This window comes from Acinetobacter piscicola (genome assembly GCF_002233755.1).
GTDB lineage: Bacteria > Pseudomonadota > Gammaproteobacteria > Pseudomonadales > Moraxellaceae > Acinetobacter > Acinetobacter piscicola.
Genome location: NZ_KZ268704.1, coordinates 323,261 through 337,849 on the forward strand (window position 1 = coordinate 323,261; position 14,589 = coordinate 337,849).

12 protein-coding genes are annotated in these 14,589 nt (G+C 39.7%); 1 reads left to right on the forward strand and 11 read right to left on the reverse strand.

Annotated features, from left to right (window positions below):
• Positions 1–72: 72 nt before the first annotated feature.
• A complete protein-coding gene (locus CDA10_RS01425) occupies positions 73–834 on the reverse strand; it encodes a ferredoxin--NADP reductase (RefSeq protein ID WP_089603736.1) in 762 nt (253 codons plus the stop codon).
• 83 nt (positions 835–917) lie between these two features.
• Here CDA10_RS01425 and gigC point away from each other — a divergent pair, with 83 nt between their 5' ends.
• Positions 918–1,796: a LysR family transcriptional regulator GigC gene (gene gigC / locus CDA10_RS01430; protein WP_089603737.1), complete on the forward strand. Its 879-nt coding sequence runs from the start codon at positions 918–920 to the stop codon at positions 1,794–1,796.
• A 103-nt stretch (positions 1,797–1,899) separates the two neighbouring features.
• Here the strand turns inward: gigC and CDA10_RS01435 are convergent, their stop codons facing one another.
• The 10 genes from CDA10_RS01435 to nuoG all read right to left on the reverse strand — a co-directional run bounded on the left by CDA10_RS01435 (position 1,900) and on the right by nuoG (position 14,583).
• Positions 1,900–3,672, reverse strand: coding sequence for a hypothetical protein (locus CDA10_RS01435; RefSeq protein ID WP_089603738.1), 1,773 nt, complete (start codon positions 3,670–3,672; stop codon positions 1,900–1,902).
• Between the two features lie 65 nt (positions 3,673–3,737).
• The gene (gene upp, locus CDA10_RS01440) at positions 3,738–4,373 is read right to left on the reverse strand and encodes a uracil phosphoribosyltransferase (protein WP_089603739.1); all 636 of its coding nucleotides are present in this window, start codon (positions 4,371–4,373) and stop codon (positions 3,738–3,740) included.
• Between the two features lie 122 nt (positions 4,374–4,495).
• Positions 4,496–5,992, reverse strand: a complete 1,497-nt coding sequence (gene nuoN, locus CDA10_RS01445; protein WP_089603740.1) for an NADH-quinone oxidoreductase subunit NuoN — start codon at positions 5,990–5,992, stop codon at positions 4,496–4,498.
• A 2-nt stretch (positions 5,993–5,994) separates the two neighbouring features.
• Positions 5,995–7,599 (reverse strand): NADH-quinone oxidoreductase subunit M, encoded by a 1,605-nt coding sequence (nuoM, locus tag CDA10_RS01450; RefSeq protein WP_171333930.1) that lies wholly within the window; start codon positions 7,597–7,599, stop codon positions 5,995–5,997.
• Positions 7,600–7,606: 7 nt separating this feature from the next.
• Complete coding sequence (nuoL, locus tag CDA10_RS01455; protein ID WP_089603742.1) at positions 7,607–9,499, reverse strand: NADH-quinone oxidoreductase subunit L; 1,893 nt, start codon at positions 9,497–9,499, stop codon at positions 7,607–7,609.
• The gene (gene nuoK / locus CDA10_RS01460; protein WP_089603743.1) at positions 9,496–9,804 is read right to left on the reverse strand and encodes an NADH-quinone oxidoreductase subunit NuoK; all 309 of its coding nucleotides are present in this window, start codon (positions 9,802–9,804) and stop codon (positions 9,496–9,498) included. The genes nuoL and nuoK overlap by 4 nt, the downstream gene beginning before the upstream one ends.
• A complete protein-coding gene (nuoJ, locus tag CDA10_RS01465; RefSeq protein ID WP_171333931.1) occupies positions 9,804–10,322 on the reverse strand; it encodes an NADH-quinone oxidoreductase subunit J in 519 nt (172 codons plus the stop codon). The genes nuoK and nuoJ overlap by 1 nt, the downstream gene beginning before the upstream one ends.
• Positions 10,322–10,864 (reverse strand): NADH-quinone oxidoreductase subunit NuoI, encoded by a 543-nt coding sequence (gene nuoI / locus CDA10_RS01470; protein ID WP_005030883.1) that lies wholly within the window; start codon positions 10,862–10,864, stop codon positions 10,322–10,324. Before nuoI ends, nuoJ begins: the two co-directional genes overlap by 1 nt.
• A gap of 18 nt (positions 10,865–10,882) precedes the next feature.
• On the reverse strand, positions 10,883–11,896 hold the full coding sequence (nuoH, locus tag CDA10_RS01475) for an NADH-quinone oxidoreductase subunit NuoH (protein ID WP_089603745.1): 1,014 nt from the start codon (positions 11,894–11,896) through the stop codon (positions 10,883–10,885).
• A gap of 2 nt (positions 11,897–11,898) precedes the next feature.
• On the reverse strand, positions 11,899–14,583 hold the full coding sequence (gene nuoG / locus CDA10_RS01480; protein WP_089603746.1) for an NADH-quinone oxidoreductase subunit NuoG: 2,685 nt from the start codon (positions 14,581–14,583) through the stop codon (positions 11,899–11,901).
• Positions 14,584–14,589 lie beyond the last annotated feature (6 nt).

Genomic DNA, 14,589 nt, shown 5'->3' on the forward strand with positions numbered 1-14,589 from the left:
CAGTCTAAACAGTAAATGTCCTATTTCAAATCTATTCTATGATGTAAGACTGAGCATTGAGAATCAATGATTTTACCAATAATTCTCTACTGCAATGTTCCCTTCACCACGGCGGTTCATACTTAATCCACGTGTTTTTAAAGCCGCTTTAGTATCATCCACCATTTGTGGATTTCCACAAAGCATGACATGAGTTGTTTCAGGATTAAAAGCTAAATCTGCAACTTTTTCTAATTCACCATTCTCAATTAAAAGCGGCAAACGGTCATGTAACATTGCATTTGGATCACGGGTAATAATGGGAATAAATTTGAACCCAGTGTGCCCTTCACCAAATGTTTCAGCAATTTCCTGAATGCGATCGATATAAGCCAACTCAGATGCTGTTCTCACGCTATAAACTAAATTGATTTTTTCATATTTAGACCATGTTTCAAAATCTTGTAGCATGGAAATAAAAGGGGCTAGTCCTGTACCTGTAGCCAATAACCATAAATCTTTCGGTAAAGGTAATTGATAACGTGCTAGAGTTAGGAAACCGTAAGGAACTTTTTCTAAATACAGTTCATCCCCTACTTGAAGATGTTGTAAATTCGACGTAAAAGCACCATCAGGGACAACGATTGAAAAGAATTCTAAAGTTTCATCAAATGGAGAAGAAACAACTGAATACGCACGTACAATCAAATCATCATTCACTTTCAAACCAATTCGTGCAAATTGTCCTGCAGTAAATTTAAAATGTGCAGGTCGGGTCATGGTAAAACTGAAAAGTGTATGAGTCCAGCGACGAACAGACAAAACTTTTTCTACGCTAAATTTTTCAATTGACATGATTTCTACGTGGCATGAAAGACAGTGCTCATGGTAGCATGACTATATTATTTATGAATATTTAAAATGTTAAGGCTCTACACATGCGAATGACTTTACGCCAATTGGCTGTTTTCGTAGCTGTTGCTCAAGAAGGTACTGTTACCAAAGCGAGTGATGCAGTTCGGTTGACCCAAAGCGCCGCAAGTATGGCTTTGGCAGACTTGGAAGATGGATTAGGTGCGCCACTGTTCGATCGTCTTGGAAAACGATTACAATTGAACGATTTAGGGCGTTTTTTACTCCCTCAAGCTTTAGAAATTTTAGGTCGTTGCGAAGCTTTTGAACAGGCGGCTAAAGGCGAACTGCAAAGTATCGATTTGCGAATCGGTGCAACATTAACCATTAGCGACTATTTAATGCCTGATTTGATGGCTGATTTCTTACAAGTTCAACCACAGGCACACTTACAACTTCAAGTAGGTAATACTCGCCAAATGATTGAAGCTGTGAACCAATTTCAACTTGATTTAGCACTGATTGAAGGCTCATGTTATTTACCTCAGCTCCAATGTATCCATTGGCGTGATGACGAACTAGCAGTGTGCTGCTCACCAAATCATTCTTTGGCAAAACTCAATCGTCCATTAAGACCTGAAGATTTTTATCAAAGTGAGTGGATTCTTCGTGAAGAAGGTTCAGGCACACGTGAAGTTTTTGATAATGCTATTTTAAAAGATTTACCAAATGCGAAGATCAGATTAACTTTAGGCCATAATGAAGCCATTTTGAAAATAGTTGCAGGCGGCTTAGGCATGTCATGTATTTCCAAACTGGCTGTTCAACCGTTAATTGACAAAGGTCAATTGGTCATTCTTGATACACCTTTTTGGCAACTAACCCGCCCTCTTTTCATGCTAGTCCATCGCCAAAAATACCAAGGGCCTGGGTTAAAAGCTTTTATGAAATTTTGTGATGAATAAAAATCAAGCTCCAATAGGAGCTTTATTTTTGTCTACTCTATTATCATCTTGAAATAAGAATCAACCTATTTCAAGACTAAATAAAAAATTATAAAACAAAAACTTATCGTGAAGTCGCTTCTTGCTTCTGCCGTTTAATTTCTTCTTTTTGTGCATGTTCATATTGTTGTAATTTTAATAAATTCTCACTTTTATATTCTGCATATCTATCATGTGCATAAAAGCTAAAATTTATCCCTCCCAGCAGCACAACACCAACGACCAAAATCCAAGGATTAAAATGCAAACGCTTTTGAACTTCAGGCTTAACTTGAGTCTGTTTGCGTTTAGAGTATAAAAACTTCACCTTCATTCGCTGTATGAACTTTTGGAAAGCACTTAAGTTCATATTTTTTTCAAGCAATTGCCGTTCAAGCAACCGTTTTTGTCTCTCTACATCATTTACTTTCGACTCAGGTTTATTTTGAATCGATGACAAAGCATCGACAACTGGAGTGTCTTCAGTAGTTTGTGCTGCTTTAACCTGAATTGGCTGAATAGATTCAGCTATTTCCACATCTTGAACCATTTCAACAGGTTCTGAAATCTGTTCATTTGAAGCTTGTTTATTGATATCTACAACAGGAACTTCATCAACCACACTTTGTACTGCTTCGACTTGAATTGGCTGTACTGATTCAACAAGTATTTCTTCTTGAATCGTTTCAATTGGCTCAAAAATCTGTTCTTTTAAAGCTGATTCACTGATTTCAGTAACTGGAGTATCTTTAACAACGCTTTGTACTGTTTCGACTTGAATCGGCTGTACAGATTCGACAAGTGCTTCTTCTTGAACCATTTCAACGGGTTCGGAAATCCGTTCATTTGAAACTTGTTCATTAATATCTACAACGGAAACTTCATCGACAATACTTTGTACTTCTTCGATTTGAATTGGTTGAATAGATTCAGGTATTTCTACTTCTTGAGCCATTTCAACTGGTTCGGAAATCCGTTCATTTAAAACTTGTTCATTAATATCTACAACGGAAACTTCATCGACAACACTTTGTACTGCTTCAATTTGAATCGGTTGAATAGATTTAGGTATTTCTACTTCTTGAACCACTTCAACTGGTTCGAGAATCTGTTCATTTAAAACTTGTTCATTAATATCTACAACGGAAACTTCATCGACAACACTTTGTACTTCTTCAATTTGAATTGGTTGAATAGATTCAGTTGGTACTTCTTCTTGAGCCATTTCAACTGGTTCGGAAATCTGTTCATTTGAAGCTTGTTCATTGATATCTACAACAGAAACTTCATCGACGAGACTTTGCCCTTCTTCGATCTGAATCGGTTTAAAAGCCTCAACGAATGCCTCAGTATACAAATTACTTTTGATAATTTGTGGCTGAATTGCGACTATTTGAGTTTGAATGGTTTTAGTAGATTGAGTAGCAAATACATTTTTATCGTTTACGGATTCATTCTCTTCTTCCGCAGATGCAATGACCTGATCTGTTGCGATATTTTCAGGCACGTGTTCACTTTGAAGTGCAATACTATCTGTAGAAATCCGTCTTTTTTTCAAAATTTTCCTTGAATTACGAATATTCTCAAATGAACTTTCATCATAAGCATGCTGCGAAGATAATGGTTTATTTTTATCAGCAACATAGTTTTTATGATCTAAACGTACAATAAATTTAGCTAAAAATTCACCACGTTCTTCAATAACAATGCATTTAACCCGTTCACCAATTTGTGGCAAAATCGAAGTATTGGAAAAATTTTCTAAATTAAAAATAACTCGTTGATGATCAGCCGCTAACTCTATATAGCCTAAACCTGAACGATCATCAAAAAAGGTTACTATGCCTTTTCGAAACATTTTTTGTTCTCTTTTAAAAGCTTAAAAAAAGGAGACTTTATAGCCTCCTTTGATCATACTAAATTTTAATCTTTTTGCACACTACCAAAAATTTTATCTCCTGCATCACCAAGACCCGGAACAATATAACCATGTTCATTCAAACCTTGATCTACAGATGCAGTAAAAATCGTCACATCAGGATGCGCCGTTTCAACACGTTTAATACCTTCTGGCGCAGCAACTAAAACCATTACACGAATGTCTTTACAACCACTGGCTTTAAGCACATCAATTGCAGCAACCAAAGAAGAACCTGTTGCTAACATTGGGTCTATAATCATCGCAATACGATTTTGAACATCAGGAACTAATTTTTTATAATAGGTACGTGCTTCAAGTGTTTCTTCATCACGTTCTAAACCTAATACTGAAACTTTTGCGCTTGGAATTAGGTTTAAAAAACCTTCCAACATACCAATACCTGCACGTAAAATCGGCACGACAGTAATTTTCTTTCCTGCGATTCTATCTACAGTGACACTACCCGCCCATCCACCAATTTCATGGTCACATACAGGTAAATCTTTCGTTGCTTCATACGTCAAAAGCATGGTTACTTCTTGAGCAAGTTCACGGAAATTCTTAGTACTAATATCAGCACGACGTAATAAACCTAATTTATGACGAATGAGCGGATGACGAATTTCTTGAATAGACACGGGAGTACACCTAAAAAGATAAAAGTAAATTTGTACTATTATAAATGTTTTTTATATAAGAAATAAGAAAAGCCCTCAACGAATGAAGGCTTTTTTTTGTTAACAATAATCGTTTTTTCAGATTAGTGCTGTTGACTCATCAAAAAATGTATCGGAGATAAAATTTCTGATTTCAATGCAAAGTTAATAATTGGATCTGGGTAAATACCGATTAACAATACTAATGCTGCAGCACCTAGTACCATTAAACCACCCACTTTTTGTCCCCAATGATCAACAGCGTCAATACGTGGATTGTCAGGTGGTGTCATATACATCACAACCATAACACGTAAGTAGTAATACAAACCGATACCACTACCGACTACAATCATTGCAGCCAAGAACCAATGCTGTGTCGTTACAGCGGCCATAACCACCATAAACTTACCAATGAAGCCTGCTGTTAACGGAATACCAGCCAAAGACAACATCATTACAGTTAATGTTGCTGTCAGTACTGGACGACGCCAGAACAGACCACGGTAATCCGCAAGTGATTCTGCTTCATCAACATTGTTATATGGACTAGACATTAGAGCAACAGCGCCAAATGCACCAATCGTGGTTAATGTATAGGTCACCACATAAACACTTACACTACCTAAGCTTGCATAGGTCATGCTCACCAATGCGATCAACAAATAACCAAAGTGCGCAATCGATGAATAACCCAAAATACGTTTCAAGTTGACTTGACGTACAGCAAGCAAGTTACCAACGATAATTGAAAGTACCGCAATCACAGTAATGATCGTCACAATTGATGGAATAAGAATCGCACCTGAAGTCAGGATAAAACGAACCATTAAACCAATCGTTGCTACTTTAGCGACTGTCGCAAGGAAAGTTGCAATTGGAGCAGGTGCACCTTGGTAAACGTCTGGCGTCCATTTATGAAATGGTGCAAGAGAAAGTTTAAAACCAATTGCAAAAATAATTAAACCTAGACCTAATACAACCATTGGTTGTTTGATGACTTCAAACAACGTTTGGAAAGACTCGTAAAATGCCAATGAACCCGTATAAGCATATAAATAAGCCATACCCATCAACAACATCGCAGAAGCAGTCGCTGAAAGTACTAAATACTTAACACCGGCTTCTAATGATTTTTTACGTTGATGTGTATATGCCAATAAACCATAAACAGGAATAGACATTAACTCTAAGCTAATAAAGAACGACGCATAATGTGAACTTGTTACCATTAACATTGCCCCTGCAACAGAGATCAACATCAAGATATACAGCTCTTCACGATTATCTTTATACGTTTCAATATAAGCGTGAGACAGCGTACAACAAGCCAGTGCAGCAATAATAATGATTAATTGATAAAGCAATGTAAATGGATCAACCATAAACATATTCATCACATTTGATGGTGCATAAGCACCGCCAAACATCATGAATAAAATATCAATCGCTGCAAGGTTTAAACCTACAACCGAAGCTGTCGCAATCAAATTATGATTACGTTTAATCGCAGTTAAGATCATCACAACAACCGCAGCTAACGCTACGATCATGACAGGAGCCAAAGGCATGAGATCCGAAAATGACATTGTGAAGTTCATGACTATTGGATCTCCACATTTTGTTGTGAAACGATTTGTTGAGTCGCATCGACAACGTCTTGAACCGGAATATAGCTATTTGCTAACCATGACATACTTGAACTTGAAATATCCAAGAATGTTTGAGGATAGATACCTAACCAGACTAAGCCGACCGCACAGATTAATAAAATTACAGTTTCACGTGTATTTAAATCTTTTAATGGGCTTTCATAATGCTGTTTCTGTTCTTCATTTGGCGTACCAAATAAAGCTTTATGGATCAAAATAAGACCATACAGACCCGCAAATACTAAGCTGATTGCAGCAAGAATAGTAAATATTGGGAACTTCGCAAATGAACCCATAAGAATCATGAATTCACCAATAAAGTTACCTAAGCCTGGAATACCAACAAGCGCACATACAAAGAACATTAAGAAGAACGGTAAATACTGGAATTGACCACGAATACCACCCATCAAACGTAAATCACGTGTATGTAAACGCTCATACACTTGACCACACATAATGAACAATGCAGCAGATGATAAACCATGCGCTAACATCATGATCATTAAGCCTTGGAATGTCAGAATATTACCTGCGTATAACGCAAGTAAAACAAAGCCCATATGAGAAATTGATGTGTACGCAAGTAAGCGCTTCATATCTGTTTGTTGGAAAGCACACCAAGCGCCGTAGAAAATACCAATCAAACCTAAAATGATTGCAATATCTGCAAACTGTGCAGAAGCTGCCGGGAAGAACGGCATAACAAAACGTAATAAACCGTAAGCAGCCGTTTTAATCAAAATACCTGCCAAGTCTACAGAACCCGCTGTAGGTGCTTGAGCATGCGCATCTGGTAACCAACCATGTAAAGGGAAAACTGGAAGTTTTACCGCAAAACCGATAAAGAAACAGATCATTAATCCATAAGCAACATGTGGCGCTTGAGCATCAAGTGTATTCGCAACTGCAAGTAAGTAGTTATAATCGAAACCAATCATACCTGTCATCATGTAACCATAGACCACTAAGCCTAGGATACCGATCAGCATGATTAAACCAGCAACTTGAGTATAAAGGAAGAACTTGGTTGCAGCGTAAACACGTGATTTACCATCTGCACCGCTGTGCCCCCAAAGTGCGATTAAGAAATAGATTGGAACAAGCATCATCTCCCAGAAGAAGAAGAACAAGAACAAATCAATCGCAAGGAAAACGCCAATAACCCCACCCAAAGACCATAAAAGGTTTAAATGGAAGAAGCCAACGTTCTTTTGAATTTCACCCCATGAACAACCTACTGCAAGTACACCCAGTAAAGCAGTCAAGCCAACCATCAACAGTGAAAGACCATCTACAGCAAGATGAATGTTAATACCCAGTGTTTTAATCCAAGGTAAATAAAACTCTGCCGCCCAAGTCGGTGTTTTTGCACCTAACTCATAGCTAAATCCACCTTGTTTCCATAATACAATGGTCAGAACCAAAGTCAGGAGCATTCCGGCTAAGGCAATATAACGAGGCAAATGTTGATCAAGTTTATCAACTAACCAGCAAATGAAACCTGCAATAAAAGGTACAAGAATCAGTGCGGGTAAGATCCAATTGTTTGTAATTTCCATCTTATTTCCCCACTACCTGAATCACGATCAAGATCATCAACAACACCACTACACCGAGTGACATACTTGATGCATATTCACGTAATGAACCTGTCTGACGGGTACTTGTAAATTTATTGCCACCTTTCACGATCGCAGGTAATACCAGCCATAGTCCATCAATAGGATCACGACCAAGAATTTTTGCAATCAACAAGTAAGGTTGAACAAATACAAGGTTGTATAACGAATCAAAACCAAATGCATTACGGCAAATACTCACAAGACCAGCGCCAAAAGAAGTTTCAGCAAAGCCTTTCACTGCTTTATATGCAAATGCAAATAGGACAACACCAACAACCAAACCAGCCAATGCGATACCAACTGCTGTATGTTCAGCAGAATGCATACCATGCACCAACTCTTCTGTTGGAATATTGAAAACTGGAATATTTGCAGCTGTTAATGCTTTTTCTACAGGTGCTTTTAGGAAATAAGCCAAACCTGTTGAAAGCACAGCCAAAATACCCAATGGAGCCCAGTAAGTTGCACCTTTGATTTCGTGATACGGCGTGTTTTCTTTACCAAAGAATACGATCCAAATTAAACGGAATGTATAAATCGAAGTTAAGAACGCACCTGCTACACCAACCCAGTACAACCAGCCATACATCGCTACAGATTGACCTTGAACCCAAACGGCACCAAGAATCGCATCTTTAGAAAAGAAGCCGATGGTAATAAATGGAATTGCGGCTAATGCACCACCACCAATCGCAAAACATGCAAATAAGAATTTATTCTTATAGAACAAGCCGCCCATTTTGAAAATGTTTTGTTCGTGATGGAAAGCCAAGATCACAGCACCAGAAGACAAGAATAATAATGCCTTAAAGAATGCGTGAGAAAGCATATGGAATAAACCTGCTTGGTACGCTTCAGCACCTACAGCCATAAACATATAACCTAACTGACTCATTGTAGAGTAAGCAAGAATACGTTTGATGTCGGTTTGAACCAATGCAGCAAAACCAGCAACGAGTAACGTTACCGCACCTGTAATCGAGATGAACTGCATGACTTCTGGTGTCATTTCAAACACAGAGAACATACGGCAGCACAAGTAAACACCTGCAGTTACCATTGTCGCAGCATGGATCAATGCTGATACTGGTGTAGGACCAGCCATCGCATCTGCCAACCATGTTTGTAATGGAATTTGTGCAGATTTACCAGCAGCACCCAAGAACAACATCAGTGAAGTCCAAAGTGCAAGATTATGGTCAAGTGCTAAAACTTGTGATGCATTTGCAACAATCGTTCCGATGTGCAAAGTACCAAATTGCTGATAAAGCAAGAACAGTGCGATCAGTAAAAATACGTCACCAACACGTGTTACTGTAAATGCTTTGATTGCAGCAAAACCATTTGCAGGGTTTTGGTAGTAATAACCAATTAATAGGTAAGAACATAGACCTACACCTTCCCAACCTAAGAATAACAACGCTAAGTTGTCACCCAATACAAGCACTAACATGCTTGCAACGAACAGGTTGAAATAAGAGAAGAAGCGCGCAAAGTCTTCTTCGCCACGCATATACCATGTTGCAAAGATGTGAATAAGGAAACCTACACCAGTAACCATGCCCATCATCAGTAATGATAAGCCGTCTAAATGTAAATTAATGCCTGGAGCAAAACCGCCAACATTGAACCATGTCCAAAGATGTTGTGTTTGTGCAACAGAACCATGATTCACAAAATCCATACCAGCAATTAAAGCGAATAATGCAGAAAGTCCAACTGAACCTGCACCAATGATTGCTGCTACATTTTCAGGAAGTTTATTACGCCCTGCCGCTAAAAGGATAAAACCAATGAGCGGAAATAAAATCGTTAAATATAAATAACTCATCCGCGCATCTCACTAGCAGCATCTATATCCAAGTGATGGAAGCGATGATAGAACTGAAGGACGAGCGCAAGACCAATACACGCTTCAGCAGCTGCAAGGGTCAAAATCAAGATAAACATAATTTGTCCATCTGGTTGTGCCCATGCGCTACCCGCCACAACAAATGCAAGCGCCGCTGCATTCATCATGACTTCAAGACTCATTAACATGAATAAAAAGTTGCGACGTACCATCACACCGTAAAAACCCAGTGCGAAAAGGATAGATGCAACGATCAAACCATGTTCTAAAGGAATATTGCCCATTATTCTTTATCCCCTTCTGCACTAGATTCGCGCTTTCCTAAATGGAATGCCGCAACGAGTGCTGCAAGCAATAACATTGCCGCAACTTCAACCAATAATAAGTATTGTGTAAAGAGTGCTTGACCAACTGCTTTAGGACCAATCACTTGAGTTCCAATAACGGCACCCGAAGTCGTGTAATCCGAACCTAGACTCCATACTAAGCATAAGCCTAATAAAAAGCACATCAGCGCAGGATAAGCCCATGCATCTGAGGTCAACCACTTACGTTCTTGATCAACTGTATGTTGACCAAGATTCAACATCATCACGACAAATACGAACAAAACCATGATCGCACCTGCATAAACGATAATTTCTAATGCTGCTGCAAATGGCGCACCAATAGTCAAGAAAATGCCTGCAACTGCAAGTAGTGATACGATCAAACTTAACAATGCATGTACTGGATTCGCATTAGTCACAACACGAACCGTAGAAACGATGGCCACGAGAGCCATTAAATAAAATGGCCACATCATGGTAATAAGCTCCGTACATCAACAGGTGCGCTTTCACGTTGCGCTTGACCTTTCTCTTTACCGTCAATTGTCATACCCGTTACACGATAGAAGTTGTAATCTGGGTATTTACCTGGACCTGAAATGAGCAGATTTTCTTTCTCATAAACAAGGTCTTGACGTACATATTCACCAAGTTCGAAATCTGGTGTTAACTGAATCGCAGTTGTAGGACACGCTTCTTCACACATACCGCAGAAAATGCAACGTGAAAAGTTAATACGGAAAAATTCTGGATACCAACGTCCATCTTCTTTTTCCGCTTTTTGCAATGAAATACAACCGACTGGACAAGCAACCGCACATAAGTTACATGCAACACAACGCTCTTCGCCATCAGGATCACGCGTTAACACAATACGACCACGGTAACGTGGAGGTACGATTTGTTCGGCTGGTACTTCAGGATATAAAATCGTGTCACGTTTACGTGTAACATGGCTAAATACCATCCACAACGAACGAACAATTGACCCGACTCCAGCTAGAATTTTATACATTTTGTACTCCCTGCTGTCCTAGGCTTGATTCATCAGAATCACAGCACCAGTCACCAAAAGGTTAACCAACGCCAGTGGTAAACATACTTTCCATCCGAAGTTCATGACTTGGTCATAACGAGGACGCATTAACGAACCACGTGCCAAGACAAACATCATTACAAAGAATGCTGTTTTAGCAATGAACCAGAACGCATCTGGAATGAATGGAATATTTAAATTGAACGGCGCTAACCAACCACCGAAGAATAAAGTCACGATGAGTGCTGAAATTAGGATAACGTTGACATATTCCGCAACGAAGAACATCCCCCATTTCATACCGCCGTATTCTACGTGGTAACCTTCAGCCAATTCTTGTTCTGCTTCTGGTTGGTCAAATGGATGACGGTGAGTTACCGCAACCCCTGCGACCACAAAAATCATGAAGCCAATAAACTGAGGAATAACAAACCATACATCACGTTGAGCTTCTACGATGTCACGAAGGTTAAATGAACCTGCAATCGCAACGACACCCATCAATGAAATCCCTAAAAAGACTTCATAAGAGATCGTTTGAGCCGCTGAACGTAAACCACCAAGTAATGCATATTTGTTGTTTGAAGCCCAACCACCAAATAACACCGCATACACTGCGATACCTGCCATTGCCATAAAGAACAATAGACCGATACTCATGTCCGCAACACCTAAATAAGGTGAAACAGGAATAACCATGAACGAAAGTACCGCAGTTGCCATTGCAACTGCTGGTGCTAAACGGAACGTCAGTTTATCAACGAATTTTGGTGTCCAGTCTTCTTTAAACATGATTTTAAGCATGTCAGCAACGATCTGGAACATACCGCCAGGACCAACACGGTTTGGACCGTAACGGTCTTGCCATAAACCAAGCAAGCGACGTTCAACAAATGACATCAATGCAGCAAGTAAAACCACGACCAACAAGATCACGATAGCTTGAATCACTGAATATGCGATTGGCCAATCCTGAGCCCATGTTGGTAGAGCGCGTAAAGTTTCATTCATGATTACACTCCTACCGCCACAGATACAGGTTCAGCAAGAGATACCGTAGGTGCTTGACCTACTGGATAACCAATATAACCTGAAGGTAAATATTCAATCACTTGCACTGGAAGACGAACAGTAGTCTCACCTGCATTAATGATGATTTGTTGTCCATCCTGTACATTTAAACGTTTTGCATCTTGCTCACCTACAGCAAATACTGGTGCTGGAATACGCGATTCCATCGCCGGTGTTTTAGCAGTGAATTCACCTGAAGCAAAAATATGATGCATTGGCACTAAACGGAAACTGTCTGGATTTGCAACCATTACTGCTGGAGCAACATAGCTACGTGCAGGACGTTTTCCTAGACGATCGAATAAACGAACACCAGCATCACCACCTTTCAAATGTCCACCCACTTCATCTTGATATTTATTCCAAGATTGCGGAGAGTTCCAACCTGGCGCCCAAGCAAATGGAACCAATGATGAAGGTGTTTGATTTCCAACATAACCTTCCATAGAGAATGTTAATGCTGAATCTTGATCTACAGGTTGTTTCGGCTCATGTACGTTTAATGGTGCACGAATTGCTGTACGACCTGAATAACGACGTGGTTCACGTGCAACTTTCAAACCGTGTACACGATAACCTGCATTAGGTGCTACATCTTGAATCGCTTCAAGTGCAGGAACATTCTTAACCACTGACTCGATAACATCATCAAGTAAAGTCCAAGAAATCGCCTTACCTTTCACGCCAGTTTCAATGGCATGTAACCAACGCCAAGATTCTTTAATCGCAAGTTCAGGTTTATAGTAGCTTGGATCGTAAACTTGATAGAAGCGCTGTGCACGACCTTCTTGGCTCACGACTGTGCCATCACCTTCCACAAAGCTTGCAGCAGACAACACAACATCGGCAGCTTTTACCGTATCTGTTTCAGAATGATCCAAAACAATAACACTTTGCGCTTTGTCAAATGCCGCTTGAACTTGTGCAGCAGGTAAATGACGGAATAAGTCATTTTCCACAATCACGATAGAATCATAATCTTGTGCAAAAGCTTGCTCTAAGCTTAAACCACCAAATAATGCCAAGCCCATTGAGTTCACTTCAGGAACAGTCAATGTTAAACCTGCATTTTCACCAAGATTCTGTGCCACTTGTGTTGCTGCTTCCATAATCGAAGCATCTTGCAAGCTTGTACCAGAAATGATTAATGGTTTTTTCGCAGCTTTTAAAGTATCCGCAATGGTTTGTGCAAATGCTTTCGCATCATCATCTAAACCAAGAATCGTGTCACCTTTTACCGCTGCAGCGATTGCAAAGCCTAAACGCGCAATATCATTTGGAGAAGCAACGACTTCACCTGTAGCTACATCCGCAAGACGTGTTTGCGTTGCCGCCAAGATATAAATTGGAGATTTAGCATCTTGAGCAATACGTTGTAAAGGTTCAGCTAACCAATCTTGAGTACGACGTTCTGCTGCCATTTCTTTGGCTTTGTTTTTCGCAGCTTGGCGAACAGACAATGCCATACGTGGTGCAGTTTGTGTTAAATCTTCACCGAGAATTAACACAGCATCATAGCTTTCGATTTCACGCATACCCGGATTATAAATACCTTCGGTTTGCATGATTGATGCTGCTAATTCAACTAAGCTTTGTTCTTTTTGAGACATACCCGTTGAATAATGCGCTTGTCCAACCAGTTCACGAAGTGCATAGTTTGATTCAAGTGATGCACGTGGCGAACCAATACCCAAAACTTTTTTGCCTTGAATATTTGCAATCACAGAATCTAAAGCTGTATCTACAGAAACTGTTGTAACTTCAGTACCACTGCGGAATTGTGGTTGACGCGGACGATCTTCACGATTCACATAACCGCCACCGAAACGACCTTTATCACAAAGGAAGTATTGGTTAACGTCACCATTGAAACGATTTTCTATACGACGTAATTCGCCATAACGCTCACCCGGTGAAATGTTACAACCAGAAGAACAACCTTGGCATACGCTCGGCGCATACTGCATGTCCCACTTACGGTTATAACGTGCAGAATGTGTTTTATCGGTAAATACACCTGTCGGGCAAACTTCAGTTAAGTTACCAGAAAATTCTGATTCTAAAGTACCTGATTCTGGACGACCAAAATAAACACGTGAAGCGCTTGCATATACACCAAAATCTGTACCACCTGCATAATCATTGTAATAACGAACACAACGATAACACGCGATACAACGGTTCATTTCATGTGCAATGAATGAACCCAACTCTTGATTGTGATGGGTACGCTTGGTAAAACGATAACGACGACGGTCATGACCTGTCATGACTGTCATATCTTGCAAATGACAATGACCACCCTCTTCACAGACTGGACAGTCATGTGGGTGGTTGGTCATTAAGAATTCCACGATAGATTCACGGAAATCTTTTGCTTCTTTATCTTCAACAGAGATATAGGTATTGTCAGAAGCAGGCGTCATACATGACATTACTAAACGTCCACGCGTATCTTCTGGATTCGCATATTGAGTAACAGCACATTGACGGCAAGAACCGACTGAACCTAAGGATGGATGCCAACAAAAATATGGGATGTCGATGCCAAGACTCAAACATGCTTGTAGCAAGTTTTCAGAGCCATTGACTTCGTACGATTTTCCATCGACATGAATTGTAGCCATAGTCGA